Below are 24,683 nucleotides of genomic sequence, written 5' to 3' on the forward strand. Positions count from 1 at the left end.
ACGAACGCATGGCAGAGGACTGTATCAGTTGCATGACAACCCTGGCAGCCGATGCCCCGGCCGACGAAAGGATGCCTCGCGGGCGCTGAATCCGGAGCGTGCAATCGTGCGTTCAGCATCCTATATCACCGCGACCCCCGTTCCAACGACTGAGAGGCGCGCCATGCCCGACACCCAGCCCCAGATTCCCGTCACCGTGCTCACCGGCTATCTCGGTGCCGGCAAGACCACGCTCCTCAACCGGATCCTCTCGGAGAACCACGGCAAGCGCTACGCGGTGATCGTCAACGAGTTCGGCGAGATCGGCATCGACAACGACCTCATCGTCGAGTCCGACGAGGAGATCTACGAGATGAACAATGGCTGCATCTGCTGCACCGTGCGCGGCGACCTGATCCGGGTGGTCGAAGGCCTGATGCGCCGGCCGGGCCGCTTCGACGCGATCCTCGTCGAGACGACGGGCCTCGCCGATCCGGTGCCGGTGGCACAGACCTTCTTCATGGATGAAGACGTGCGATCCAGGACGAGGCTCGACGCCGTCGTGGCCATGGTCGACGCCAAGCACTTGCCTCTGCGCCTGAAGGACAGCCGCGAGGCGGAGGACCAGATCGCCTTCGCCGACGTGGTGGTCGTCAACAAGACCGACCTCGTCACGGCCGACGAACTGCGGGCGGTGGAGGCCACCATCAGGGCGATCAACCCGGCCGCCCGCATCCACCGTGCCGAACGCGCCGGCGTCGCGCTCGACGAGGTGCTGGACCGCGGCGCCTTCGATCTCAAGCGTGTGCTCGCCGACGATCCCCATTTCCTCGACCACGAGGACCATGAGCATCACCACCATGACCATGACCATGACCATGACCACGATCACCACGGCGAAGCCTCACCCATCCATGACGTGACGGTCCGGTCGGTCTCGCTGCGTGCGGGCGAGATGGACCCGAAGCGATTCTTCCCCTGGATCGAGAAGATCACCCAGCTGGAAGGCCCGAACATCCTGCGGCTGAAGGGCATCATCGCCTTCAAGGGCGATCCGGAACGCTACGTGGTTCAGGGCGTCCACATGATCATCGAGGGCGACCACCAGCGTCCGTGGAAGGACGGCGAGCCGCGCGACAGCCGCCTCGTCTTCATCGGCCGCGAGCTCGACCCGGAGCGGCTGAAGCGGACGTTCGAGGCCTGCCAGGCGGCGTGAACGGACGCAGCGGACCAAAGGAATTGCCACGCCCCGATCCAACCCGGGGGCCGGCGCCTATGCCGGTTCGATGTCCGTGAGCGAAAAATCCTGCCCCTTGAACAGCAGTGGCAGGCGATGCTGCCGCGCGGCGGCATAGGCGAAGCAGTCTCCGAAATTGAGCGACGCCTTGTGGCGACCCCGGCCGAAACGCTCGAACGCGCTGAGTGCGAGACTGGTCGTATCGGCCGTGACCGGCAGCGACCGGATCTCGAAGCGGTCGATGAAGGGTCGAAGATCGGCAGCGACTTCGTCGATCGGGCGGGCGTAGATGCGGCCGAGCGCCACCGTGGCTTCCCAGAGCCCCAGTGGCGAAACTGCCCTCACGCTGGCTCTTTCGATTCGCGCGAGCAGGGAGTGGCCATCGTCCTCGTCTGCGAAGATGGCGGTCAGGGCCGAGGCGTCGATGACCACGGTCGCTATTCGTAGAGGCTGTCGATGAACGACCGGTCGGCGGGAGCACCCTTCGATCGATCGCCCTTCTCCTGAAACCGGCGGACGATTTCGAGCGCATCTTCCATGAGGGCGGAGCGTCCGGTTTCCCGGCGGTACTCGCGTTCGAGCGCCTGATGCACCGCTTCCGTCAGGCTGAGTCCCTTGACCCGGGCGACCTTGCGGGCGAGCGCATCCGTATCGGGGTTCTTGATGTGGAATGCCATGTTGCGTTCGATTCGAGGCTTCGTGTACACCGCGTCCTGTCGCCTGTGTATACCATGAGGGATCGCTCCATGCCAACCGTCGCCCCCCTCGACCTCGATGGCCATTGCGTCGTCGCCGCCTTCATCTCGGACGTGCCGCATTTCGCGCTGGCAGACGGCGTGGTGCACCGCCTGTCCGACGGCCAAAGGCAGGTCAAGGCGCATGACGGGCTGACCTGCGCCACGCCGGACGAAAAATCCGAGCGGCTGCTGACGGGCGGCGAGGACGGCAAGGTCATGGCGATCGGCGCCGACGGATCGCTCGAGCAACTCGGCGACGTCGGCCGGAAGTGGATCGGCTGCATCGCATCAGGCCCGCAGGGCGCCATCGCCTGGGGCGCCGGGCGCACGGCCTACATTCGTTTCGCCGACGGCAGGACCAAGGCCATCGATCACCCGCGCACGGTGGAAGGCATCGCCTTCTCGCCCAAGGGCATGCGCATTGGCGTGGCGCGCTACAATGGCGCGACGCTGCATTTTCCGGCCGCCGACGGCAAGCCGACCGAGCTCGAATGGGCCGGCGCGCATACCGGCATCACCTTTTCGCCCGACGGCAACTTTCTCGTCACCACCATGCAGGAGGGCGCCCTGCACGGCTGGAAGCTCGTCGATGCCAAGCACATGCGCATGACCGGCTACCCCGCCAAGGTGAAGAGCCTGTCCTGGAGCCCGAAGGGTCGCTGGCTGGCCAGTTCCGGCGCACCGGCCGCCATCGTCTGGCCCTTCCAGGGCAAGGACGGCCCGATGGGCAAGGCGCCGCTCGAACTCGGCACGCGGGGCAACACCCAGGTGACCGCCGTCGCCTGTCATCCGGCCGACGATTTCATCGCCATCGGCTATGCCGACGGCATGGTGCTCGCCGCACGCATCGCCGACCAGAAGGAGGTGCTGCTGCGCCGGCCGGGCAAGGGCGCGATCACATCGCTCGGCTGGGACCGCCTCGGACGAAGGGTCGTCTTCGGCTCGGAAGCCGGCGACTGCGGCGTCATCGACATCGCCGGCTGAAGCCTATTCGACGAAGCACTCGACCGGACCGGCGCCCTTGAACGTCCGGCCCTCGCCCGTGGCGTCGCCCGTCATGTCGAACACGGTCAGGTCGTAGGTCCCTCCATAGAGCCCCTCCTCCCCTGCCGTCGTGCGCACCTCGATCTGGACGTAGCCATGCGTTCCCTCCGCGCGCTCGCGGTAGAGCAGGAGGCGCAACTCCTCTCCGTCGAGCCAGTACTGCGCCAGATGCTCGCCGTCGAAGGCCATGTCGCGCAGGTCGCCCGCCACCTTTTCGTCGCGGATGACCGACGTGGCGCGGAAGTTGAAGACCGGACCGCCCATGCCGCGCGTCACGCCGCTCTCGATCGTCACGACCGCGAAGTCGTCCTCGGCGGTGCATTGCAGCCCGCCGGACGCTCGCCCCTGCACGAGCGTCAGCGCCAGGATCGACGATGCCAGGACCGGGAGCCAGACGAGACGCATGCGACATCCTCCCTCACAGGAACCCGCGAACACGGCGGACGCCGACAGGATAGCACCGCCCGCGGCTCCGCGGGAGACGGCCCGAAGCCGGTGCCGTCTGCGCCAGGAGCGGGCCGCTACAGCCGCCGCTCGTAATAGCGCACCGTCCGTTCGCCCCCGTAGATCGCAGCCTCGCCGACGACGCGGAAGCCGAGTGCTGTATGGAAGGCGTCGGAGGCCGGGTTCGGCGGATCCGAATTCACCTCGCACGTGACGACGGAATGCCCGTCCCGCCGCGCCGCCTCGAACAGATGCTCGTAGAGGCGTCGGGCGTGACCCCGTCCGCGCGCCTCTGTCGCGACGGCGATGCGGTCGACATAGGCAAAGCGCGGATAGCGCTCGCGAAACCACAGGAAGTTCGGGCTCGAATAGTCCGCGTCCTGATCGAACGCGATCATGAATGCCTCCACTCGTCCGATCCGCCGCGCCACATAGGCGGTGCCGAGCAGGCGTTTCAGTCCGGCTGCATCGAGCAGGGAGAGCTCCGATGCATGGATGGTGTTCAGCGCCAGAACGGCCGGTTCGTCGGCCGGCGAGATGGATTCGATCATGGGCAGGCGGCGGGTCCCGGTTCTTCGCGGACCGGCACCATAGCCTCCGGACATCTGCGCTCAAGTCCCGTTCGCTGGTCCAGCGCCTGCCGCGGCAGGACGGTTGCCGGCCCCTGCCACCACGGTTAAGTAGATGCTCGACTTCCGGGGGACGTCTTCATGCGGGGAACCAGCGACAGGATCGGCGGCGTGCCCGTCGCGCGCATCGAAGCGCTGCGCGAGCGCGAAGCGGCGATCTTCGCCGCGGCCCGCCCGAAATCCGCTGCGGCCGCAGCCGAGCCCTCCGGCTTCCTCGACGGCGTGCCGCTGCACTGGATGCTCGACTGGCCGATGCCGTTCCGCATGGTGGTGGACGAGGCGCGCGGCGCGACGATCACCGACGTCGACGGCCATCGCCTCGACGATTTCTGCCTCGGCGACACCGGTTCGATGTTCGGGCATTCGCCCGCCCCCGTCGCCCGCGCCATCCGCCGCCAGGCCGGCAAGGGCCTCACCTACATGCTGCCCAACGACGACGCGGCCGCCGTCGGCCGGTTGCTGGTGGAGCGCTTCGGCCTTGCCCGCTGGCAGGTCGCCACGACGGCCACGGACGCCAACCGCTTCGCGCTGCGGCTCGCCCGCGCCGTCACCGGCCGGCCGAAGATCCTCGTCTTCAACGGCTGCTATCACGGCGCGGTGGACGAGACGATGGTGCGGCTGAAGGACGGCCGCCCGGTCAACCGCCCAGGCCTCGCCGGCGAGTTCCGGGACCTGACGCAGGCGACCCGGATCGTCGAGTTCAACGACATCCCCGCGCTCGAAGCCGCACTCGCCGCCGGCGACGTGGCCTGCGTCATCACCGAGCCGGTGCTCACCAATTCCTGCATGGTCCTGCCGGCGCCGGGCTTCCACGACGCGCTGCGCCGCGCCACCCGCGCAACCGGCACGCTGCTGCTCATCGACGAGACCCACACGATCTCGTCCGGTCTCGGCGGCTACACCCGCACCTTCGGCCTCGAGCCCGACCTCTTCGTCCTGGGCAAGCCGATCGCCGGCGGCGTACCGGCCGCCGTCTGGGGCATGACCGACGAGGTCGCCGGACGATGGGAGGCCTATGGCAGGATCAAGGAGCCGGGTTACTCGGGCATGGGCACGACGCTGTCGGCCAACCCGCTGCAGTTCGCCGCCATGCGGGCGACACTGGAGGACGTGATGACGGCTGAAAACTACGCCCGCATGGACCGCCTCGCCGGACGTCTGCAGGCCGGCCTGTCCGCCGCGATCACGCGAAGCGGCCTGCCCTGGCATGTCGCGCGCGTCGGTACCCGCGTCGAGTTCATCTGCGCCCCGGGCCCGCTCGGAAACGGCGCCGAAGCCGAGGCCGCCCATGCGCCCGCGCTGGAAGCCGCCATCCATCTCGCCCTCGTCAACCGCGGCTGCCTGATCGCGCCGTTCCACAACATGATGCTCGTCTCCCCCGCCACCACGGCACGGCAGGTCGACCGGCTGGTCGGGGCCTTCGGCGCTGTCTGCGCGGAACTGGTGGGACATTGAGATGCCCATGCTCCGTCGCGCCCCCCTCTGGCCTGCCGGCCATCTCCCCCACACGGGGGGAGATCGGCAGTTTTTGCGACGGCGCGTCTCCTTCGATCTCAGCGATTGGCGAAGGCCGTCGCGATATCCGATCTCCCCCCTTGTGGGGGAGATGCCCGGCAGGGCAGAGGGGGGCGCCGCAGAGCGCGACGCACCACGAACCGCAAGACCCGCGAGCCCCCATCCATGACATCCCCCTCCGGCTCCACCCCAGACGAAGCCCGCGCCTTCCTGGAAGCCCATCCGGACGTCGAGGCGATCGACATCGTGCTGGTCGACGTCAACGGTGTCGGCCGCGGCAAGATCATCCGGAGGCACGAACTCGAAGGGTTCTACAAGGGCGGCCGGCACCTGCCGATCTCGATCCTCGGCCTCGACATCACGGGCGAGGACGTCCACGAGACGGGTCTCATCTGGGATTCCGGCGACGGCGACCTGCGCGCCTGGCCGATCCCCGGCACGCTGGTTCCTCTCCACGGCACCAGCCCGCGCCGCGCCCAGGTGCTGATGTCGATGTACGGCCTCGATGGTGCGCCGATGACGTCGGACCCGCGTCATGCGCTGGCGCGGCAGGTCGAAGCTTTCGCCGCACGCGGACTTCATCCGGCCGGCGCTTTCGAACTGGAGTTCTTCCTGCTTGCCGGCGAGCGCGATGCCGACGGCCGCGTCCAGCCGGCCCGCGCGGTGGTCGACGGCCGCCGCTCGGGCAAGACGGAAGTCTATTCGGTCGACCACCTGCACGGCATGGAACCGCTGTTCTCCGACATCTACGCCGCCGCACGGGGGCAGGCGATCCCGGCCGAGACGGTGATCTCCGAATATGCGCCGGGACAATACGAACTGACCCTCAACTACCGCCGCGACATCCTGAGGGCCGCAGACGACCTGATCATGCTGAAGCGCCTCGTCCGCGCGCAGGCGCGCCGCCACGGCGTCACCGCCTGCTTCATGGCCAAGCCGATCGAAGCCTATGCCGGCTCGGGCATGCATCTCCACGTCTCGCTGCAGGACGAGGCGGGCCGCAACGTCTTCGCCGAGGCCGAGGAGGGCCGCTGGGAGCCCCGCCTGCTGCACGCGCTCGGCGGGCTGGCGGCCACGATGGGCGAATCCATGCTGGTCTTCGCCCCGCATGCCAATTCCTGGCGCCGCTTCGTCGCCCAGTCCTACGCGCCCGTGGCGCCCAGCTGGGGCGTCAACAACCGCTCGGTGGCGCTGCGCGTTCCGGCCGGCGACACAAAGAACCGCCGCATCGAGCACCGGCCCTCGGGCGTGGACGCCAACCCCTACCTCGTGGCGGCCACCGTGCTCGCTGGCATCGCCAGGGGCCTCGACGAGGCGATCGACCCCGGCCCCGAGACCACCGGCAACGGCTACGCCGCCGCCGACGGCACCCGCGTCGCCATGCCCGCCGACTGGCGCTCGGCCATCGAGGCGGCGAAGGGATCCGCGTTCCTGAAGCAGGCGCTCGGCGCTGACCTCCACCGCACCTTCACCGCCATCAAGCAGGCGGAGTACCTCCGCGTCGCCCGCACGGTGAGCGAACTGGACTATCATCTCTACCTGCACGAGGTCTGAGCCCGAGGTCGTTCCCCCCACCGCCCCCACAGAGACGGCGCGACGCGGGACGCCCATCCCCGACCCGATGGAAAGGACGGGCAGCCACCTCCTCATATCAAAGTGAATGGCGCCGGCAGGATCGGGAACGTATCATGAACGAATGACAGCCCTCACCCTCCGCCAGAAGCTCTCCATTCTTTCCGATGCCGCCAAGTACGACGCCTCCTGCGCCTCCTCGGGCGCGGCGAAGCGCAATTCGCTGAAGAGCGGCGGCATCGGCTCGACGGAGGGCTCCGGCATCTGCCATTCCTATGCGCCCGACGGCCGCTGCATCTCGCTGCTCAAGATCCTGCTCACCAACTTCTGCATCTACGACTGCAGCTACTGCATCAACCGGTCGTCCTCCAACGTCCGCCGCGCCCGCTTCACGATCGACGAGGTGGTGCAGCTGACGCTCGACTTCTACAAGCGGAACTACATCGAGGGCCTGTTCCTCTCGTCCGGCGTGATCCGCTCGCCCGACGAGACCATGGGCGAGATGGTCGAGATCGCCCGGCGCCTGCGCGAGGAGCACCGTTTCGGCGGCTACATCCACCTGAAGACGATCCCGGAATGTGCTCCGGAGCTTCTGGAGAAGGCCGGCCGCCTTGCCGACCGCCTGTCGATCAACGTGGAAATGCCCACCGACGAGGGGGTGAACCGGCTGGCGCCGGAGAAGAAGCCGGAGACGATCCGGATCTCCATGGCGAAACTGCGCTCGAAGATCGAGGAAACGTCCGAACCCACGATGCGCTCGAAGAAGCGCCAGCGCTTCGCGCCCGGCGGCCAGTCGACGCAGATGATCATCGGGGCGGATGCCTCGCCCGACGCGACGATCCTGAAATCGAGCGCACGGCTCTATTCCAGCTACCGCCTGCGCCGCGTCTACTATTCCGCCTTCAGCCCGATCCCGGATTCCTCGGCGGCCCTCCCCCTCAAGAACCCGCCGCTGATGCGCGAGCACCGGCTCTACCAGGCCGACTGGCTGATGCGCTTCTACGGCTTCGAACAGGAGGAGATTCTCGCCGGCCGGCCTGACGGGATGCTCGACCTCGCCGTCGATCCCAAGCTCGCCTGGGCGCTCCGCAACCGCGCGACCTTCCCGGTCGACGTCAACCGTGCCGACCGCGAGGCCCTGCTGCGCGTGCCGGGCCTCGGTACCCGCGCCGTCGGGCGCATTCTCGACACCCGGCGCCACCGGCGGCTGCGGCTGGAGGACGTCGGGCGCCTCTGTCAGTCGATCGCCAAGGTCCGACCGTTCATCGTCGCGGAAGGCTGGTCGCCCGGCGGACTGACCGACAGCGCCGGCCTGCGCAGCCGGCTGACCCCGGCGCCGGTGCAGATGGAACTGTTCTGACCATGGCCGCCGTCGCCCGCAGCCTGCCGCGCATGACGGTCAAGCTCTCCGGCCCGGTTGACTTCGACGGCTGGCGTATCGCCGCCCGCGCGCTGGCCATGCGGGGCGTTCCCCCCGACCAGGTGGGCTGGACGATCGCGGGCAGCGCGTCCTCCGATCTCTTCGAGGAGCGGGCCCACCCCGCTTCGGAGACACCGCCCGCTCCGGAGGGTGCCACCTTCACCGTCCCGCGTGCCTTCGTCGAGCTAGCCGGGACCGTCGTCTGCCACCGCGACCCGGAGCGCTTCGCCCTGCTCTACCGGGTGCTCTTCCGACTGCGCGAGGAGCCGCACCTCATGAAGATCGCCTCCGACAGCGACGTCCGCCGCCTGGAGGCGATGGCGAAGTCGGTCCGCCGCGACATCCACAAGATGCGCGCCTTCGTGCGCTTCCGGGCCATCGGCAACGGTCCGGAGGCCCGACACGTTGCCTGGTTCGAGCCCGATCACTTCATCGTCGAGGTCAACGCGCCCTTCTTCGTGCGCCGTTTCACCGCCATGCGCTGGACGATCCTGACGCCGCTCGCCTCGGCCGACTGGGACGGGACGCGGCTCGTGATCGGCCCCGGCGCGACGAAGGCCGACGCGCCGTCCGAGGACGACGCCGAGTCCCTCTGGCGCACCTACTTTTCCTCGATCTTCAACCCGGCGCGGCTGAAGGTGAAGGCGATGCAGGCGGAGATGCCGAAGAAATACTGGCGGAACCTCCCGGAGGCATCCCTCATTCCGCAGATGATCCGCGGCGCCGAGGAGAAGGCCAGGGAGATGGTCGAGAAGCAGCCGAGCGAACCCGCCCCGCACCACGCGAAGATCAAGGCGCGCCACTGGCCGGCCCCGCCCGCCGGGGAGGCCGAGCCCGAGGACGGCGCCGACGCCCGCACCCTGCCCGACCTGTCGCGCGCCGCAGCAGCCTGCCGCCGCTGCGACCTCTGGCGCGAGGCCACCCAGACCGTCTTCGGCGACGGCCCGGACAAGGCACGCGTGGTCTTCGTCGGCGAGCAGCCCGGCGATCAGGAGGACATCGCCGGCAAGCCCTTCGTCGGCCCGGCCGGACGGCTCCTCGACGGGATCCTCGTCGAGGCCGGTGTCGACCGCGACCTGGTCTACGTCACCAATGCCGTCAAGCATTTCAAGTTCGAGCCGCGCGGCAAGCGCCGCATCCATGCCAAGCCCAACTTGGGCGAGGTAAAGGCCTGCCGCTGGTGGCTCGACCACGAACTGGCGCTGGTCCGTCCCGACCTGGCTGTCGCGCTTGGCGCCACCGCCGCCCAGTCCCTCCTCGGGAAGCCGGTCGCGATCACGAAGCTGCGCGGCCAGGTCGTCATCCGCGAAGACGGCCTGCGCGTCTTCCTCACCGTCCACCCCTCCTACCTCCTTCGCATCCCCGATCCCGCCGACCGCGACGCCGAGCACGCGCGATTCCTGGCGGACATGAAGGCAGTGAAGGCTATCATGTCGGCTTGAGCGGCCCTAGTTAAGTGTCGACCGCAGCCTTGATGTCCGACAGCTGGTGATTGACCGTATTCCACACGATGCGCGGAAGGACGTCTTCGTAGTCGTGCCGGAACACGTTCCCGGCGCCCGCGATCTGCGCCCATGGTACGGCTGGATGACGGGCTTTCAGCTCCGGCGGAAGGCGCCGCGATGCTTCCGAGACGATCTCGAGGCATCGGATGACTGCGTAGAGGGTCTTTTCGTCGGCGCAGAAGGTGGAGAATTCCATTCCGGCGGTGAAGCTCCGAGCGAGGCGGATGTTGTACGAGATGTCCGAAAGGGCGCGCAGCGCCTAGAACGCATAGATCGCATTGCTCAGTGCGGCCGCCCGGACATGCGGCTTCAGCCCTTCGCGGTTGACCACGTCGACAGCCCCCTCGAACAGGCCGGCGATGAAGGCCTTGAGGTCGACATAGTCGTAGACCCCGAGACCTGTGTCCGCGTCGAGTTCGATGACGATGTCGATGTCACTGCCGGCGTGCCTGTCCCCGCGCGCAGTCGACCCGAACAGCGCGACATGGCGCACGCCCCGACTCTGCAGGTCGGACTGGTGCCGTCTGAGGATGTCCAGGACCTCATCACGTTGCATGGTGCGATGATAGCGCGATCCGCCCCCGCGCGACAGCCTATCGCACCAGCATCGCCCGCAGATCGTTGACGTTGGTCCCGCTCGGCCCGGGCACGAACAGGTCGCCGAGCGCATCGAACGCGCTCCAGGCGTCGTTGGCGGCGAGCAGCCCGCGCGGGTCGCGGCCGGCGGCCCTCAGCCGCGCGGCACTCGTCCCGTCGCAGAAGGCGCCCGCATTGTCCTGCGATCCGTCGATCCCGTCGGTATCGGCGGCGAAGGCCGAGATGCCGTCCACCCCGTCGATGCCGAGCGCCAGCGCCAGCAGGAACTCCGTGTTGCGCCCGCCTTTGCCCGCCCCGCGCAGCGTCACCGTCGTCTCGCCGCCCGACAGGATGACGACGGGTCTTCGAAACGGCCGGTCCCTCGCCGCCACCTCGCGCGCGATGGCAGCATGCACGCCCGCCACCCCGCGCGCCTCGCCCTCGATCGCGTCCGACAGGATCACCGCCTGCAGCCCCTGCGCGCGGGCGGCTGCCGCCGCCGCGTCGAGAGAAACGGCCGCCGAAGCGATCACGTGTACCTCGTTGCCGGCAAAGCGCGGATCGTCGGGCAGCGGCGCGTCGGCCTCCGATGAAGCGAGATGCGCCATCACCGCAGGCGGAAGGTCCATGCGCCAGGCCTCCACCAGCCGCAGCGCGTCGGCCCGCGTCGAGCCGTCCGGCACCGTCGGCCCGGAGGAGACGAGCGCGGCGACGTCGCCGGGAATGTCGGAGACGACCAGCGTCACCACGCGTGCCGGACGCGCGGCCGCGGCCAGCCGCCCGCCCTTGATCGCCGAGACGTGCTTGCGGATCGCGTTCATCGCCGAGATCGGCGCGCCGGAGGCGAGCAGAGCGCGGTTGACGGCGATTTCGTCGTCGAGCGTGAGCCGTCCCGCCGGAGCCGGCAGCAGCGCCGAGCCGCCTCCCGAGATCAGCGCGACGACCAGATCGTCCGCCGTCAGCCCGGACACCGCCTGCAACAGCCGCTGCGCGCCCGCGAGGCCCGCCGCATCCGGCACCGGATGCGCGGCCTCGATCACGCCGATCCGCCGGCACGGCGCACCGTAGCCGTAGCGCGTGACGACCAGCCCCTCGAGCGGCCCGTCCCAGGCATCCTCGAAGGCCCTCGCCATCTGCGCGGAGCCCTTGCCGGCCCCGATCACGATCGTCCGACCCTTCGGGCGCGCGGGCAGGAAGCGGCCGATCACCCGCGCCGGATCGGCGGCCGCCACGGCCGCCTCGTAGAGGCCGGTGAAGAGACGTCTCGGCTCGATGTCGCTCATGCCGCACCGCCGCCCAGCCACGGCTGTGCCCAGCCGAGCCCTTCGATCGTATCGCCGGCCGGAGAATACTCGCAGCCGACGAAGCCGTCATAGCCGCGGGCGTCCAGCGCCCGGAGCACGAAGCGGTAGTCGACCTCGCCGCTGTCCGGTTCGTGGCGGCCCGGATTGCCGGCGATCTGGACGTGGCCGATCAGGCTCCGGAATCGGTCGAAGGTGGCGATCAATTCGCCGCGCGTCCGGCTCTGATGGTAGAAGTCGTACTGGATTGCGACCCCCGGCGAACCCACTGCCTCCACGATCGCGGCCGCCTGCTCTACCGACGAGAGGAAGTAGTTCGGCGTGTCGAACGGGTTGAGCGGCTCGATCAGAAGGCGGATGCCGTGCGGCCAGAACAGGTCCGCGGCCCGGCGCAGGTTCTCCACGAAGACGGTCTCCCGCTCGGCCATGGTGGCCGGACCGGACAGCACGCCTGCCATGCAGTGGAGCCGTCGGCACCCGGTGGCGATCGCGTATCGGAGCGCCGGATCGAGGCTGTCGCGGAACCGGTCGCGCGCCTCCGGAATGCTCGCAAGGCCGCGCTCGCCTCCGGCGAGGTCGCCGGGCGGCAGGTTGAACAGCGCTGTCTCCAGCCCGTTGCGCTTCAGTTCGGCACCGATGGCGTCGGGGTCGAAAGCATAGGGAAACTGGAACTCGATGGCGGAAAACCCCGCCCGCGCCGCATGGCCGAAGCGATCGAGGAACGGTACCTCGGTGAACATGGTCGAAAGATTGGCGGCGAGCTTCGGCATGGACGGTACTCCTGCGGATCGGCCGCGGACGGGGCGCGGCGCGGCCGGGTATTGCGTCACTCCGCGGGCAGAGCCAGCGCGGCGTGGTCGAGCCCGAGATGCGTGCACAGGGCTTCCACGACGACCGCATGGTCCTGGCGCTGCGGCAGGCCGGAGATCGTCACGCAGCCGACGATGCCGGCACCGGCCAGCCGGATCGGAAAGCCGCCGCCGGCCAGCACGAAGTCTTTCGGATCGAGCCCGTGGCGCGGCGGGAACAGTCCGTCCGGGGTGTTCTGCTCCAGCGCGGCGCGGTAGCTGCTCCGGCCCATCCGCCGCACCGTGTTGACCTTGCGCCGCACCCAGTCGGCATTGGCGTCGGTCGAGCCCGGGAGTGCGGCGAAGAACAGCGCACGGTCCCAGGTGCGGACGTCGATCACGATCGGCAGCCCGTCCCGCACCGCATGCTCGCGCAGGCGCGCACCCAGGAGGAAGGCCTGCTCCTCGTCGAAGCGGTCGAAGACGATCGCCGCCTCCTGGCGCCGTATGAGGGCCAGATCGCTTTCGATGCTCATCGCGTTCCCGTCTCCCGCCCTGGCCAAAGCCGCCGTCCTGTGCGTCGGGCGTCGACTAGCACGGAACGCAGGCCGCTCAAACTCCGCGCCGTCTCGCACCCACTCCCGGCCGCTTCAGCCGTTCAGCCGCACCGACGTGTCCTCGCCGGACCTGCCGGCGGCCATGGCGGCGAAGGCCTCGCGCCAGCCGGCGTAGAGTTCGGGCATGTCGGCGAGTTCCGCCGCGTCGGAAGCCGCGATCCGGCGTGTCAGCCTGGCCAGGGTGACGCGCTTCACCGTCCAGCCGGGCCGGGGCCGCTCGACGAGCCTGAGCACGTCGCCTTCCGTCACCTGCCCGGGCTCCAGCACGCGGTAGTACCAGCCGGTGCGGCCGGTCTTCTGGAACAGATAGGCCATACGCTCCTCGGCCGTGTGGGCCGCGAGCTTCCAACAGGGCTGCCGACCCTGGCTCACCTGCACCGTCGCGCTTCCGAGCGCGATCACGTCGCCGATGCACAGCATGTCCTCCGTCAGTCCCGAACTCGACAGGTTCTCGCCGAAGCCGCCGGGGGAGAGGTCGTCGCGTCCGAGTTCGGCGCGCCAGGACGCGTAGTGATCGCCGGGATAATGGTGGATCGCCTTCTCCGGCCCGCCATGCACCGCAAGATCGGCCTGCGCGTCGCGCGCGAAGCCGGTCGGTCCGATTCCAAGGCGATCGGTCGTGCGCCGCTTGCCGATCGCCGATGGCGGCCGTCCCGGCCACCGCTCCTCCACCGTGCCTATGAAGAGGGCGTCGATGGTCGTCGAGAAGTTCATGCCGCTCTGTCTCCTTCCTGCCAGCGCACACCAGAACCGGTTAGGGACGGCTTCGGCAAGCGACAGTGCCGGGAGGGCGCTTGGCGCAGGCCTGCCTGCCGCGGCGCGACGTCAGCCCTTCACGGCCCGCCCCGCGACGTATACCGCAGCCACCGCGCGGTCGTCGCCCAGCGTCTGCAGCAGGAACAGTTCCTGCGCCAGCGTGGCGACCCGCTCCCGCCTCAGTGCCATGGCCGGCGTGGCGCCGGCATCGAGCACCACGATGTCGGCGTCGGTGCCCGGCTCCAGCGTTCCTGCCCGGTCCGCGATCGACAGCGCCTCGGCATTGCCGCGCGTCAGCTGCCAGAAGCTCTGCAGCGGGTTCAGCTTCTCGCCCTGCAGCGCGATCACCTTGTAGGCCTCGTCCATCGTCCGCAGCATGGAGTAGTTCGTGCCGCCGCCGACGTCGGTCGCCGTCGCCACGCGCAGCCGCTTGTCCCGGCGCCGGTAGCGCTGGTAGTCGAACAGCCCGGAGCCGAGGAACAGGTTCGAGGTCGGGCAGAACACCGCGACGCCGCCCGCCTCGGCCATCGCGTCGGCCTCGCGTTCCGACAGATGGATGCAGTGGCCGAACAGGCTCTTCGGTCCAAGCAGCCCGTAACGGGCGTAGACGTCGGTATAGTCCTTCGCCTGCGGGTAGAGTTCTTCCGTCCAGCGGATCTCGGCCTGGTTTTCCGACAGATGCGTCTGCACGTGACAGGCGGGGTGCTCGGCGGCCAGCGCGCCCGCCATCTCCATCTGCGCCGGCGTCGAGGTGATCGCGAAGCGCGGCGTGATGGCGTAGAGCTGCCGCCCCTTGCCGTGCCAGGCGGCGATCAGCGCCTTCGTGTCGTCGTAGCCGCTCTGCGGCGTATCGGTCAGACCGCCCGGCGCGTTGCGGTCCATCATCACCTTGCCGGCGATGTTGAGCATGTTGCGGGCGTGGCTCTCCTCGAAGAACGCCTCGGCCGAAGCCTTGTGCACCGAGCAGTAGGCCGCGACCGTCGTCGTGCCGTGGCGCAGCACCTCCTCGAGGAACAGCCGCGCGATGCGCCGTCCGTGCTGGGCGTCGGAAAACCGCGTCTCCTCCGGAAAGGTATAATCGTTCAGCCAGTCGAGCAGTTCGGCCCCGTAGGAGGCGATCACCTGCATCTGCGGCATGTGGATATGCGCGTCGATGAAACCGGGCAGGACCAGATGCGGACGGTGGTCGGCCACCGCGACGTCTGTCCCGGCCTGCGCGGCGACGCCGGCATGTTCGCCCGTGGCGACGATCCGCCCGCCGCGCACCAGCACCGCGCCATCCTCCTCATAGAGGTAGGACGCTCGATCCTCTGAGCCTTCCGGCTCGCGCAGGAAGGACAGGACGCGCCCGCGGATCAGCAGATCGTCCACCTCAGCGGGCCTCTTCGAACCAGGCCACGATCAGTGCCCGTTCCTCCGGCGTGACGCCGGTCAGGTTGCCGGGCGGCATGGCATGGCTGCGGCCGGCCTGGAGGTAGATCTCGCGCGCATGGTTGGCGATGGCGGCGTCGCTGTCCAGCCGCACGTTCTTCGGCGCCTGGTAGACGCCGTCCCAGAAGGGCTCGGCGGCATGGCACATGGAGCAGCGGCCGAGCACCGTGTCGCGCACGGGCTCGAAATGCGCCGAGGCGAGGAAGCGCTCGGCGCCCGCCGAAACGCGGTCCTCGCCGGTCAGCACCTTGGGAACGGTCGACAGCCACATGACCAGGATGAACAGGATCGCCGTCACCAGCCAGGTCCAGGTCGGATTGCCTTTCCGCGCATGCACGGTGTTGAAGTAGTGCCGGATCGACACGCCCATCAGGAACACCAGGACCGCGATCACCCAGTTGAATTCCGTCGCGAAGGCGAGCGGATAATGGTTCGACAGCATCAGGAAGATGACGGGCAGCGTCAGGTAGTTGTTGTGCAGCGAACGCGTCTTGGCGATGCGGCCGTACTTGGCGTCGGGCTTGCGCCCGGCGATCAGGTCGGCAACGACGATCTTCTGGTTGGGAATGATCACCATGAAGACGTTGGCCGACATGATGGTGGCCGTGAAGGCGCCCAGATGCAGCAGGGCAGCGCGACCGGTGAAGAGCTGGGTGTAGCCCCAGGCCATGAAGACGAGGACGACGAACAGCACCAGCATCAGCCGCGTGTCGTTCATGCCGAGCGGCGAGCGGCAGAGCAGGTCGTAGACGATCCAGCCGAAGGCGAGCGAAGCGAGCGATAGGAAGATCGCCACCGGCGCCGACACGTCGAGAACGTTCGGGTCGATCAGGTAGAGCTCGGCACCGGCGTAATAGACGATCGCGAGCAGCGCGAAGCCCGTCATCCAGGTGAAGTAGGCTTCCCACTTGAACCATGTCAGGTGCTCGGGCATCTGCGCCGGCGCGACGAGGTACTTCTGCACGTGGTAGAAGCCGCCGCCATGCACCTGCCATTCCTCGCCATAGGCCCCCTCGGGCAGGCCGGGCCGCTTGTGCAGGCCGAGGTCGAGCGCGATGAAGTAGAAGGACGAGCCGATCCAGGCGATCGCCGTGATCACGTGCAGCCATCGTACGCCGAAGGCGAGCCAGTCCCACCACAGAGCGAAGTCGTTCATGCCATATTCCCTCGGCCGGTCGACGAACTGTACGTGCTGCAGTGCAAACGGAAAGAAGGGCCGCCGTCCCGACACTTTCAAAAAAAACTAGAAAATAATAGTCTGCCGTCAAAGGAAACCGAGGGGCGGTGCCCCGAAGCCACGGCAGTCGCGCTTCATGGCCTATCTCGACAACGTCGCCGTTTTCGTTCGCGTGGTTGAACTGGGGAATCTTTCCGCCGCCGGCCGCGACATGCGCATCTCGCCCGCCGTCGCCTCCAACCGCATCAAGGAGCTGGAGAAACATCTCGGCGTTCGACTGTTCAACCGCACCACGCGCCAACTGATGCCCACCGAGCAGGGCCGGGTCTTCTACGAAGGCGCGAGAAAGGTCCTTCAGGCGGTCTCGGATGCGGAAGCCGCCGTCAGCGCGCTGTCGGGTCAGCCGCGCGGCACCATCCGCGTCACTGCCCCGCTGGGGCTCGGCCGCCGCATGATCGCCTCCGGCATCCCGGAATTCCGCAACCGCTATCCCGACATCGAGGTGCGCCTGCGCCTTTCCGACCACGAGGTCGACATCATGAAGGAAGGAATCGACGTCGCCTTCCGCCTCGGGCTGCTGGAGGATTCGAGCCTGAGGATGCGCGGCATCCTCGATTGCGAGCGCGTGCTGGTCGCCAGCCCGACCTATCTTGCGAGGCGCGGCGAGCCGGTGACGCCCGAAGAGCTTCTCGCGCACGACTGCCTCATGCTGCGTTATCCCGGCGCGCGCGAGCACGTCTGGACGCTGCAGACGGAGGCGGGTCCCCGCAAGCTCGACGTCCGGGGCCCCTATGATTCCGACGATGGCGACGTCCTGACCGGCTGGGCGCTCGCCGGCCACGGCGTCATCCTGAAGCCGCGCTTCGAGGTGGAGCCCTTCATCCGCGACCGGCGGCTGCAGGTGATCCTGCCCGGCGCACCGCCGGCCCCGGTGCAGCTCGCGGCCGTCTTCCCCCACCGCCAGTACCAGGACACCAAGCTGCGCCTGCTGCTCGACTTCATGGCGGACCGCTGCCAGCGGATGATCCGCGACGTCCTCTCGGGCCGCTGAGGGCGGTCATGGGCCGCGTCCTCCTCGTCGCAGTCGCCTGGGGTCTGGCGGGCATGATGGCACTCCCCCTGATCCTGCATGTTTCGATCGTCGGCCTGTCGCACCTCCTCGATCCGCACTGCGCCGGCACCGGCATGCAGACGGAGTGCGGAACGGGCGCCTTCGGCATCGCGCTGGCGTCGGTCGTGCCCTCCTTCGCGCTGTTCTTCCTGCTGGGCGTGGTTTCCGAGCGGCAGCGCCTCCGGCGCCGCGCAGCCCGCGACTTCGAAGCCGTCCTCGACGATCCGGGCGCAGGCGGACCGGACCGCGACTGACGCGGAGACCGCTGCGGGAGCACGGCCGACGCCGGGATACGGGCGAGGGACCGGGGCGGTCCGAACCACGACCGGGACGGCGCGCGTATCATCCTGCAGATCCTTGATCTCGCGCAAGGACAATCTCCGCGAGCATCTGCTAGTCTGGTTGCAGAGTCCAGGAGACGGCGATGCTGACGAGACGGGCGGTGCTCTGCGCAGGTGGTGCGGGGATCGTCGGGTCGCTGGCCGGATGCGGAAAGGCGACCGACATGACGAGCTACGAGAATACCGTCCGCAGGATCCGGGTCCGCATGCCGGGTCACGGCGGTCTCGTCGATTGCGCACGCTACGCCACTCTCGCCGCCAATGGCCACAACACGCAGCCATGGCGTTTCGCCCTGACCGCGCGGCGGGTGGAAATCCTCCCCGATCTCACGCGCCGCACGCCCGTGGTCGACCCGGACGACCACCACCTGTGGGTGAGTCTCGGCTGCGCAGCGGAGAACTTCCTCATCGCGGCGCGGGCCGTCAGCCTTCACGGCGACGTCGTGTACGACGCGGCGGGCGACGGCCGGCTGGTTCTCGCGCTGGAGCGGGGTCCGGCCGGCACCGACGATCTCTTCGAAGCCGTCCCGCGGCGCCAGTCCACGCGAAGCGACTACGACGGCAGGCCCGTTGCCGCGGCGGACCTGAAGGCGATGGAGGACGCGGCCCGGATCGACGGCATACGGATCGTCTACCTGCTCGGGGAATCGCGCCTCGCCGGTGCGCTCGATCACGTCGTCGCCGGCAACACCGTCCAGATGGAAGACCCCGCCTTCCTTGCCGAACTGAGGCACTGGCTTCGGTTCAATCCCCGCCAGGCGATCGACACAGGCGACGGCCTCTACGCGGCCGCGTCGGGCAATCCGACCCTGCCGAACTGGATGGCGAACATCCTGTTTCCGCTGGTCTTCAGGACGCGCAGCGAGAACGACAGATATGCTTCGCAGGTGCGGTCCTCGGCGGGCATAGCCGTCTTTGTCTCGGCGAGGGACGATCGCGAACACTGGGTGAGGGCCGGACGCGCCTGCCAGCGCTTCGCCCTCAAGGCGACGTCGCTCGGCATCGCCCATGCCTTCGTCAACCAGCCGGTGGAGGTGGCGGGTCTGCGTGCGGATTTCGCGCGCTGGCTCGGTCTCGATCCCGCGGAGCGGCCGGATCTCGTCGTCCGGTTCGGCTACGCGCCGCCGTTGCCGATGTCGCTGCGCCGGCCGGTCGACGCGGTGGTGATCTGATCAGGCCTGCGCGAGCGCCGTCATGATCTCGGCGGCGGCAAGGGCCGCGATGACCGCCGGCCGCTTGTCCCGCACGGCGCCGCCGCCGATTGGCGATACGAGCCGCGCGAGATCGTCTTCGTTCCCCTCTGCGGTGTTCAGGAACCAGCTCCGGAACGTCGCCTTCTTGGTCTTCGATCCGATCATGCCGACATAGGCCGCGTCGCCCCGCCGCAGCGCCTCGGCCACGATCAGGAAGTCGAGCGCGTGGTCATGCGTCAGCACCACGAAGGCGGCACCCGGTGTCGCCGCCCGAACCGCCCCCTCCGGTACCGCCGTCAGCCTGGTCGGGATCTCCGGCGGAAATCCCTCGACGGCATCGGCCCGGGTCTCCACCACCGTCGCCCGCACCGGCAGCAGCGCCAGCGCCTGCGCGAGCGCCCGGCCGACATGGCCCCCGCCGAAGACCAGGACCGTGGGCAGCCGCGCATCCTCCGCCTCCGCCGCCTCGACCAGGGCCGTTCGATCCGCATCGCTCACGGGGCTGATCGACAGGTCCACACGCCCGCCGCAGCACTGCCCGATCTCTGGACCGAGCGGGATGGAGAGACTGAACGGCGCGGCCCCTCTCCCCCTTGCGGGGGTCGGAAGGACGGGCGAGACGAGGGGCTCGCCCCGGTCGGCTGGGGGGTAGGAGTCGCCGCGACGCGTTCCGTCGTCGGAGAAACGCGCGTCCCCCACCGAGGCAGGCGACGCGGCCCCACTCCCACGCGGCCGATCTGACCACCTTCCCCGCACGGAGGAGGAACCGCCGCGCAGCATCTCCCGCGCCTCGTCGATCGCCATGAATTCGAGCTGTCCGCCGCCGATCGTGCCGAAGATCTCCGTCGGCGACACGAGCATCCACGCCCCCGCCTCGCGCGGCGTCGAGCCCTTCGCGTCCGAGACACGCACCCTGGCGACCTGCGGATGGGTGTCGAGGAAGGTACGCAGCGCGGGTGCGGTGACGGACATCCGGCTATGCGGGCCGCCCCGCTTCCCGCTTCAGCCGCTCCACCGCCATCAGCACGCGTTCGGGCGTGGCGGGCGCGTCGAGACGCGGGCAGAGGCGGTGACCGGCGACGCTCGCCACGGCATCCGAGATGGCGTGGAAGACGGCGATGCCGAGGCAGAAGGGCGGTTCGCCCACCGCCTTGGAACGGTGGATGGTCGGCTCGCCGGCTTCCGGCCAGTCGGCCAGCGTCACGTTGAAGACCTTGGGCCGGTCCGAGGCGAGCGGGATCTTGTAGGTCGAGGGCGCGTGCGTCCGCAGCCGCCCCTTGGCGTCCCAGACGAGTTCCTCCGTCGTCAGCCAGCCCATGCCCTGGATGAACCCGCCCTCGATCTGGCCGATGTCGATCGCCTTGTTGAGCGAGCGTCCCGTCTCATGCAGGATGTCGACGCGCTCCACCATGGTCTCGCCCGTCAGCGTGTCGATCTCCACCTCCGCACAGGCGGCACCATAGGCGAAGTAGTAGAACGGCGTGCCCTGTCCCTTGTCGCGGTCCCAGTGGATCTTCGGCGTCTTGTAGAAGCCGGTCGCCGAAAGCTGGACGCGGGCCATGTAGGCCTGCTGCGTCAGTGCGCCGAAGGCGATCTCCTGGTTGCCGATCCGCACCCGGTTGGGCAGGAACGCGATCTGCTCGACCGGCACCTGGTACTTCTCCGCCGCGAAATCGGTGAGACGCTGCCGGATCGTCCGCGCCGCTGCCTGCGCTGCCATGCCGTTGAGGTCGGTCCCCGACGAGGCAGCCGTCGCAGAGGTGTTCGGCACCTTGGCGGTGGTCGTGGCCGTGATCTTCACCTGGTCGATGTCGATCTGGAACTCCTCCGCCACCACCTGCGCGATCTTGACGTAGAGCCCCTGCCCCATCTCCGTCCCGCCATGGTTCAGATGCACCGAACCGTCTGCATAGACATGCACAAGCGCGCCCGCCTGGTTGAAATGCGTGGCGGTGAAGGAAATGCCGAATTTCACCGGCGTCAGCGCCAGCCCGCGCTTCAGCACCTGGCTCCTGGCGTTGAAATCCGCGATCGCCTTGCGCCGGCCTGCATAGTCGGCGCTCGCCTCCAGTTCATCCACCAGACGGTGGATGATGTTGTCCTCCACCGTCTGGTGGTAGGGCGTCACGTTGCGATCCGTCGTCCCGTAGAAGTTCCTCCTGCGGATCTCCAGCGGGTCCTTGCCGAGCGCGAAGGCCACTTCCTCGATCACCCGTTCGCAGCCGACGATGCCCTGCGGTCCGCCGAAGCCGCGGAAGGCGGTGTTGGAGACGGTGTTGGTGTAGAGCGGCGCCGACTGCGCCTTCACCGCCGGGTAGTAGTAGGTGTTGTCGCAGTGGAACAGCGCGCGGTCCGTCACCGCGCCCGAGAGGTCGGCCGAGAACCCCGCCCGTGCAGCGAAGAAATAGTCGACGCCGAGGATGGTGCCCTCGTCGTCGAAGCCGACGTCGTAGTCGATGACGAAGTCGTGCCGCTTGCCGGTGGCGGTCATGTCGTCGTCGCGATCGGGGCGGATCTTGACCGCACGTCCATGCCGTTTGGCCGCCACGGCGGCAATCGCCGCGAACTGGTTGCCCTGCGTCTCCTTGCCGCCGAAGCCGCCGCCCATGCGCCGGATTTCCACCGTCACCGCATGGCTCGGAACGCCGAGCACCTGCGCCACCATGTGCTGCACCTCGCTCGGGTGCTGCGTGGAGGAGTAGAGCGTCACGTCCATGTCCTCGCCGGGCACCGCCATGGCGATGTGCCCCTCGAGGTAGAAATGATCCTGCCCGCCGAGCCGCATCGTGCCCGTGAGCCTTCGCGGTGCTGCCCCGATCGCCGCGGATGCATCGCCTCGCTTCAGCGTCAGCGGAGGGGTGACGAGCTTTCCCTGGCGCCGGTCGAGGTCGAGGATGTCCGTGACGAAGGGCTCTTCGGCGTAGGCGATCTTCGCCAGCCTGCAGGCGCGCCTCGCCTGCTCGCGCGTCTCGGCCACCACCGCGAAGACCGGCTGGCCGAGGAACTGCACCTTGTCGGTGGCGAGCACCGGCTCGTCGTGCCGGTGCGTCGGCGAGATGTCGTTGGAGGCAGGCATGTCGTGGCCCGTCAGGACGTCGACGACGCCCGGCGCCGCGCGAACCGCCGACAGGTCCATCGACAGGATCGCGCCGTGCGGCACCGTCGACAGGCCGAGATAGGCGTGCAGCAGGCCGGCCGGCTCCGGCATGTCGTCGATGTAGACGGCCTGCCCGGTCACGTGCTTGTGCGCCGAATCGTGCCGCTGGCTCGCCGCGACGCCGCCGACGATCGCCTTGGCCGTACGCGAGGGTGAAGCGTGCTTGTTCATGGTCAGGCAGCCCTTTCCCGGCTCACCATCACCGGCATCTCCGCTCCGCCTTGGGAGAGGAAGAACCGCTTGAGCAGATTTTTCGCCGCCAGCATGCGGTACTCGGCCGAGGCGCGCATGTCGCTGATCGGCTGGAAATCGCCCGGATATTCGTCCATCGCCGCTTCCACGGTCGCCAGCGTCCAGGGCCGGCCGACGAGCGCGGCTTCCACCGCCTTCGCGCGCTTCGGCGTCGCGGCCATGCCGCCATAGGCGATGCGTGCGGAACGCACCACACCGTCCTCGATCGAGAGGGCGAAGGCACCGAGCACCGCCGTGATGTCCTCGTCGCGCCGCTTGGTCACCTTCCAGGCGGCGAAATGCGTCTCGGCCGACGGCACGGGAACATGCACGGCCTCGACGAACTCGCCCGGCTGCCGGTCCTGCCTGCCATAGGCGACGAAGAAGTCCTCCAGCGCGATGGTGCGACGCGCCGCGCCCTTGCGCAGGGTGATCGACGCACCGAGCGCGATCAGCGGCGGCGGCATGTCGCCGATCGGCGAGCCGTTGGCGATGTTGCCGCCGATCGTGCCCATGTTGCGCACCTGCGCGCCGCCGATCCGGTCGATCAGCGGTCCCATCGCGGGAATGCGGCGCGACAGCGCCCCGAAGGCATCCGTGTAGCTGACGCCCGCGCCGATCGTCAGCACGCCGTCCTGTTCCGACACGGTCCTGAGTTCGTCGAGGTGACCGATGAAGACCACCGGCGCGATGTCGCGCATGAACTTGGTCACCCAGAGCCCGACGTCGGTCGAGCCCGCCACGATGGTCGCGGCCGACTCGGCCTCGAGCACGGCAGCGAGATCGTCGACGCTGGCGGGAAGCACGAACCGGTCCCGGCCGTTGCCGACCTCCACCCGTCCGCCGGCGCGGATCGCCGCGAGCCGTTCGGCCACCGACGCCCGCTCCTTTGCGAGGAAATCGTCCTCCAGGATGCCGTAGGACGAGATGGCCCGTGCGGCCTTGACGATCGGCTCGTAGCCGGTGCAGCGGCACAGATTGCCCTGCAGTGCCTTTTCGACCGCCGCTTCGCTCGGGTCCGGATCCTGCATCCACATGGCGTAGAGCGACATAACGAAGCCGGGCGTGCAGAAGCCGCATTGCGAGCCGTGGAAATCCACCATCGCCTGCTGCACCGGGTGCAGTGCTCCGCCTTCCCCCTTCAGGTGCTCGACGGTGACGACGTGGCAGCCATGCAGCGAGCCGAGAAAACGGATGCAGGCATTGACGCCCTCATAGACCAGTCCCTGCGGCGTCGGACGCCCGACCAGTACGGTGCAGGCGCCGCAATCGCCCTCCGCGCAGCCTTCCTTCGTTCCGCGCAGCGCCCGGGAGAGCCGCAGCCAGTCGAGAAGCGTCTCGTCGGGCCGGACGTCGGAGAGCGCGATCTCTGCGCCGTTGAGCAGGAAGCGGATCTGGGTCTCTGCCTGGATCAAGGGGGTCAGCTCCCGCGATAGGTGGAATAGCCGTAGGGCGACAGCAGCAGCGGTACGTGATAATGCGCCGCGTCCGCCATGCCGAAGCGGATCGGAATCTGGTCGAGGAACAGCGGATCGGGCAGCGCAGTCCCCTGCGCCCGCAGATAGTCGCCCGCGAAGAAGACGAGTTCGTAGGTGCCGATCTTGAATTCACTGCCCGCCAGCAGCGGCGCGTCGCAGCGCCCGTCGGAATTCGTCACCAGGGTCTTCAGCTTCTTGTGAGAATTGCCGCTCACCCTGTAGAGCGCGATCGAAAGCCCGGCCGCCGGCCTGCCGGTGGCGGTGTCGAGAACATGTGTGGTGAGCTTGCCGCCGGTCATCCCGTCTCCGTCCGTTCGCATGTCCGTCCAACAGGATAGTGCAGCAATTCAAAACGTCGCATAAGCCGTGACGATCCGGGGCGCGGCAAAAAGACTTTCAAATTTTTCGACGGGAATGAGCCGGATCGCCTCTGGTACTGTTGAA

General features: G+C 68.6%; 25 protein-coding genes. 9 read left to right on the forward strand and 16 right to left on the reverse strand.

Annotated features, from left to right (window positions below):
• Nucleotides 1-163: 163 nt before the first annotated feature.
• Nucleotides 164-1,195 carry a CobW family GTP-binding protein gene (locus IAI54_RS16815; RefSeq protein WP_187968295.1) on the forward strand — a complete coding sequence of 344 codons (1,032 nt, stop codon included), beginning with the start codon at nucleotides 164-166 and terminating at the stop codon, nucleotides 1,193-1,195.
• 57 nt (nucleotides 1,196-1,252) lie between these two features.
• Here the strand turns inward: IAI54_RS16815 and IAI54_RS16820 are convergent, their stop codons facing one another.
• Both IAI54_RS16820 and IAI54_RS16825 read right to left on the reverse strand, forming a co-directional pair.
• Nucleotides 1,253-1,648 (reverse strand): type II toxin-antitoxin system VapC family toxin, encoded by a 396-nt coding sequence (locus IAI54_RS16820; protein ID WP_187968296.1) that lies wholly within the window; start codon nucleotides 1,646-1,648, stop codon nucleotides 1,253-1,255.
• Nucleotides 1,649-1,653: 5 nt separating this feature from the next.
• Complete coding sequence (locus tag IAI54_RS16825) at nucleotides 1,654-1,893, reverse strand: type II toxin-antitoxin system VapB family antitoxin (protein ID WP_187968297.1); 240 nt, start codon at nucleotides 1,891-1,893, stop codon at nucleotides 1,654-1,656.
• A gap of 69 nt (nucleotides 1,894-1,962) precedes the next feature.
• Here IAI54_RS16825 and IAI54_RS16830 point away from each other — a divergent pair, with 69 nt between their 5' ends.
• A complete protein-coding gene (locus IAI54_RS16830; RefSeq protein WP_187968298.1) occupies nucleotides 1,963-2,937 on the forward strand; it encodes a WD40 repeat domain-containing protein in 975 nt (324 codons plus the stop codon).
• Between the two features lie 3 nt (nucleotides 2,938-2,940).
• Here IAI54_RS16830 and IAI54_RS16835 read toward each other — a convergent pair whose 3' ends face one another.
• Nucleotides 2,941-3,402: a hypothetical protein gene (locus tag IAI54_RS16835; RefSeq protein WP_187968299.1), complete on the reverse strand. Its 462-nt coding sequence runs from the start codon at nucleotides 3,400-3,402 to the stop codon at nucleotides 2,941-2,943.
• A 116-nt stretch (nucleotides 3,403-3,518) separates the two neighbouring features.
• Nucleotides 3,519-3,992 carry a GNAT family N-acetyltransferase gene (locus tag IAI54_RS16840; protein WP_187968300.1) on the reverse strand — a complete coding sequence of 158 codons (474 nt, stop codon included), beginning with the start codon at nucleotides 3,990-3,992 and terminating at the stop codon, nucleotides 3,519-3,521.
• 159 nt (nucleotides 3,993-4,151) lie between these two features.
• On the opposite strand from IAI54_RS16840, the gene IAI54_RS16845 reads away from it, so the two are divergent.
• From IAI54_RS16845 to IAI54_RS16860, 4 genes are all read left to right on the forward strand, one after another.
• Nucleotides 4,152-5,525 carry an aspartate aminotransferase family protein gene (locus tag IAI54_RS16845; protein ID WP_187968301.1) on the forward strand — a complete coding sequence of 458 codons (1,374 nt, stop codon included), beginning with the start codon at nucleotides 4,152-4,154 and terminating at the stop codon, nucleotides 5,523-5,525.
• Nucleotides 5,526-5,750: 225 nt separating this feature from the next.
• A complete protein-coding gene (locus tag IAI54_RS16850; protein WP_187968302.1) occupies nucleotides 5,751-7,139 on the forward strand; it encodes a glutamine synthetase family protein in 1,389 nt (462 codons plus the stop codon).
• A 142-nt stretch (nucleotides 7,140-7,281) separates the two neighbouring features.
• Nucleotides 7,282-8,517, forward strand: coding sequence for a putative DNA modification/repair radical SAM protein (locus IAI54_RS16855; protein WP_187968303.1), 1,236 nt, complete (start codon nucleotides 7,282-7,284; stop codon nucleotides 8,515-8,517).
• A 2-nt stretch (nucleotides 8,518-8,519) separates the two neighbouring features.
• Entirely contained in the window at nucleotides 8,520-10,019 is a 1,500-nt protein-coding gene (locus IAI54_RS16860; protein WP_187968304.1) for a UdgX family uracil-DNA binding protein, read from the forward strand.
• Nucleotides 10,020-10,029: 10 nt separating this feature from the next.
• Here the strand turns inward: IAI54_RS16860 and IAI54_RS16865 are convergent, their stop codons facing one another.
• The 8 genes from IAI54_RS16865 to IAI54_RS16900 form a co-directional block, all read right to left on the reverse strand.
• Nucleotides 10,030-10,278, reverse strand: coding sequence for a HepT-like ribonuclease domain-containing protein (locus IAI54_RS16865; RefSeq protein WP_187968305.1), 249 nt, complete (start codon nucleotides 10,276-10,278; stop codon nucleotides 10,030-10,032).
• A 63-nt stretch (nucleotides 10,279-10,341) separates the two neighbouring features.
• The gene (locus IAI54_RS16870) at nucleotides 10,342-10,638 is read right to left on the reverse strand and encodes a nucleotidyltransferase family protein (protein WP_187968306.1); all 297 of its coding nucleotides are present in this window, start codon (nucleotides 10,636-10,638) and stop codon (nucleotides 10,342-10,344) included.
• 37 nt (nucleotides 10,639-10,675) lie between these two features.
• Nucleotides 10,676-11,941 carry a glycerate kinase type-2 family protein gene (locus IAI54_RS16875; protein ID WP_187968307.1) on the reverse strand — a complete coding sequence of 422 codons (1,266 nt, stop codon included), beginning with the start codon at nucleotides 11,939-11,941 and terminating at the stop codon, nucleotides 10,676-10,678.
• Nucleotides 11,938-12,729, reverse strand: coding sequence for a 2-oxo-tetronate isomerase (otnI, locus tag IAI54_RS16880; protein ID WP_187968308.1), 792 nt, complete (start codon nucleotides 12,727-12,729; stop codon nucleotides 11,938-11,940). Before otnI ends, IAI54_RS16875 begins: the two co-directional genes overlap by 4 nt.
• A 56-nt stretch (nucleotides 12,730-12,785) precedes the next feature.
• The gene (locus IAI54_RS16885) at nucleotides 12,786-13,283 is read right to left on the reverse strand and encodes a heme-degrading domain-containing protein (protein ID WP_187968309.1); all 498 of its coding nucleotides are present in this window, start codon (nucleotides 13,281-13,283) and stop codon (nucleotides 12,786-12,788) included.
• A 114-nt stretch (nucleotides 13,284-13,397) separates the two neighbouring features.
• Complete coding sequence (locus tag IAI54_RS16890; protein WP_187968310.1) at nucleotides 13,398-14,078, reverse strand: MOSC domain-containing protein; 681 nt, start codon at nucleotides 14,076-14,078, stop codon at nucleotides 13,398-13,400.
• Between the two features lie 111 nt (nucleotides 14,079-14,189).
• A complete protein-coding gene (gene guaD, locus IAI54_RS16895) occupies nucleotides 14,190-15,491 on the reverse strand; it encodes a guanine deaminase (RefSeq protein WP_187968311.1) in 1,302 nt (433 codons plus the stop codon).
• Between the two features lies 1 nt (nucleotide 15,492).
• Nucleotides 15,493-16,707: a urate hydroxylase PuuD gene (locus IAI54_RS16900; protein WP_187968312.1), complete on the reverse strand. Its 1,215-nt coding sequence runs from the start codon at nucleotides 16,705-16,707 to the stop codon at nucleotides 15,493-15,495.
• Nucleotides 16,708-16,864: 157 nt separating this feature from the next.
• On the opposite strand from IAI54_RS16900, the gene IAI54_RS16905 reads away from it, so the two are divergent.
• The 3 genes from IAI54_RS16905 to IAI54_RS16915 all read left to right on the forward strand — a co-directional run bounded on the left by IAI54_RS16905 (nucleotide 16,865) and on the right by IAI54_RS16915 (nucleotide 19,352).
• The gene (locus IAI54_RS16905; protein WP_187968313.1) at nucleotides 16,865-17,779 is read left to right on the forward strand and encodes a LysR family transcriptional regulator; all 915 of its coding nucleotides are present in this window, start codon (nucleotides 16,865-16,867) and stop codon (nucleotides 17,777-17,779) included.
• A gap of 8 nt (nucleotides 17,780-17,787) precedes the next feature.
• On the forward strand, nucleotides 17,788-18,093 hold the full coding sequence (locus IAI54_RS16910; protein WP_187968314.1) for a hypothetical protein: 306 nt from the start codon (nucleotides 17,788-17,790) through the stop codon (nucleotides 18,091-18,093).
• A gap of 170 nt (nucleotides 18,094-18,263) precedes the next feature.
• The gene (locus tag IAI54_RS16915; RefSeq protein WP_187968315.1) at nucleotides 18,264-19,352 is read left to right on the forward strand and encodes an Acg family FMN-binding oxidoreductase; all 1,089 of its coding nucleotides are present in this window, start codon (nucleotides 18,264-18,266) and stop codon (nucleotides 19,350-19,352) included.
• Here IAI54_RS16915 and xdhC read toward each other — a convergent pair whose 3' ends face one another.
• The 4 genes from xdhC to uraH are packed head-to-tail and all read right to left on the reverse strand — an operon-like array spanning nucleotide 19,353 to nucleotide 24,538.
• A complete protein-coding gene (gene xdhC, locus IAI54_RS16920; protein ID WP_187968316.1) occupies nucleotides 19,353-20,345 on the reverse strand; it encodes a xanthine dehydrogenase accessory protein XdhC in 993 nt (330 codons plus the stop codon). It abuts the gene before it with no gap.
• Nucleotides 20,346-20,349: 4 nt separating this feature from the next.
• On the reverse strand, nucleotides 20,350-22,701 hold the full coding sequence (gene xdhB / locus IAI54_RS16925) for a xanthine dehydrogenase molybdopterin binding subunit (RefSeq protein ID WP_187968317.1): 2,352 nt from the start codon (nucleotides 22,699-22,701) through the stop codon (nucleotides 20,350-20,352).
• Nucleotides 22,702-22,703: 2 nt separating this feature from the next.
• Entirely contained in the window at nucleotides 22,704-24,176 is a 1,473-nt protein-coding gene (xdhA, locus tag IAI54_RS16930) for a xanthine dehydrogenase small subunit (RefSeq protein WP_420838229.1), read from the reverse strand.
• A 5-nt stretch (nucleotides 24,177-24,181) separates the two neighbouring features.
• Nucleotides 24,182-24,538: a hydroxyisourate hydrolase gene (gene uraH, locus IAI54_RS16935; RefSeq protein WP_187968318.1), complete on the reverse strand. Its 357-nt coding sequence runs from the start codon at nucleotides 24,536-24,538 to the stop codon at nucleotides 24,182-24,184.
• Nucleotides 24,539-24,683: the final 145 nt, after the last annotated feature.

Origin of the sequence: Aquibium microcysteis (assembly GCF_014495845.1) — a bacterium.
In the GTDB taxonomy this organism is placed as follows: domain Bacteria; phylum Pseudomonadota; class Alphaproteobacteria; order Rhizobiales; family Rhizobiaceae; genus Aquibium; species Aquibium microcysteis.

Bases quoted from the DNA above. Each gene is read 5' to 3' on its own strand.
- IAI54_RS16870 (WP_187968306.1), bottom strand. From the start codon at position 10,638: ATGCAACGTGATGAGGTCCTGGACATCCTCAGACGGCACCAGTCCGAC.
- IAI54_RS16900 (WP_187968312.1), bottom strand. From the start codon at position 16,707: ATGAACGACTTCGCTCTGTGGTGGGACTGGCTCGCCTTCGGCGTACGA.
- IAI54_RS16815 (WP_187968295.1), top strand. From the start codon at position 164: ATGCCCGACACCCAGCCCCAGATTCCCGTCACCGTGCTCACCGGCTAT.
- IAI54_RS16850 (WP_187968302.1), top strand. From the start codon at position 5,751: ATGACATCCCCCTCCGGCTCCACCCCAGACGAAGCCCGCGCCTTCCTG.
- IAI54_RS16910 (WP_187968314.1), top strand. From the start codon at position 17,788: ATGGGCCGCGTCCTCCTCGTCGCAGTCGCCTGGGGTCTGGCGGGCATG.
- IAI54_RS16890 (WP_187968310.1), bottom strand. From the start codon at position 14,078: ATGAACTTCTCGACGACCATCGACGCCCTCTTCATAGGCACGGTGGAG.
- IAI54_RS16830 (WP_187968298.1), top strand. From the start codon at position 1,963: ATGCCAACCGTCGCCCCCCTCGACCTCGATGGCCATTGCGTCGTCGCC.
- IAI54_RS16840 (WP_187968300.1), bottom strand. From the start codon at position 3,992: ATGATCGAATCCATCTCGCCGGCCGACGAACCGGCCGTTCTGGCGCTG.
- IAI54_RS16885 (WP_187968309.1), bottom strand. From the start codon at position 13,283: ATGAGCATCGAAAGCGATCTGGCCCTCATACGGCGCCAGGAGGCGGCG.
- IAI54_RS16825 (WP_187968297.1), bottom strand. From the start codon at position 1,893: ATGGCATTCCACATCAAGAACCCCGATACGGATGCGCTCGCCCGCAAG.
- IAI54_RS16855 (WP_187968303.1), top strand. From the start codon at position 7,282: ATGACAGCCCTCACCCTCCGCCAGAAGCTCTCCATTCTTTCCGATGCC.
- IAI54_RS16865 (WP_187968305.1), bottom strand. From the start codon at position 10,278: ATGGAATTCTCCACCTTCTGCGCCGACGAAAAGACCCTCTACGCAGTC.
- otnI (WP_187968308.1), bottom strand. From the start codon at position 12,729: ATGCCGAAGCTCGCCGCCAATCTTTCGACCATGTTCACCGAGGTACCG.
- IAI54_RS16915 (WP_187968315.1), top strand. From the start codon at position 18,264: ATGCTGACGAGACGGGCGGTGCTCTGCGCAGGTGGTGCGGGGATCGTC.
- IAI54_RS16875 (WP_187968307.1), bottom strand. From the start codon at position 11,941: ATGAGCGACATCGAGCCGAGACGTCTCTTCACCGGCCTCTACGAGGCG.
- IAI54_RS16905 (WP_187968313.1), top strand. From the start codon at position 16,865: ATGGCCTATCTCGACAACGTCGCCGTTTTCGTTCGCGTGGTTGAACTG.
- IAI54_RS16845 (WP_187968301.1), top strand. From the start codon at position 4,152: ATGCGGGGAACCAGCGACAGGATCGGCGGCGTGCCCGTCGCGCGCATC.
- IAI54_RS16860 (WP_187968304.1), top strand. From the start codon at position 8,520: ATGGCCGCCGTCGCCCGCAGCCTGCCGCGCATGACGGTCAAGCTCTCC.
- uraH (WP_187968318.1), bottom strand. From the start codon at position 24,538: ATGACCGGCGGCAAGCTCACCACACATGTTCTCGACACCGCCACCGGC.
- xdhC (WP_187968316.1), bottom strand. From the start codon at position 20,345: ATGTCCGTCACCGCACCCGCGCTGCGTACCTTCCTCGACACCCATCCG.
- IAI54_RS16835 (WP_187968299.1), bottom strand. From the start codon at position 3,402: ATGCGTCTCGTCTGGCTCCCGGTCCTGGCATCGTCGATCCTGGCGCTG.
- xdhB (WP_187968317.1), bottom strand. From the start codon at position 22,701: ATGAACAAGCACGCTTCACCCTCGCGTACGGCCAAGGCGATCGTCGGC.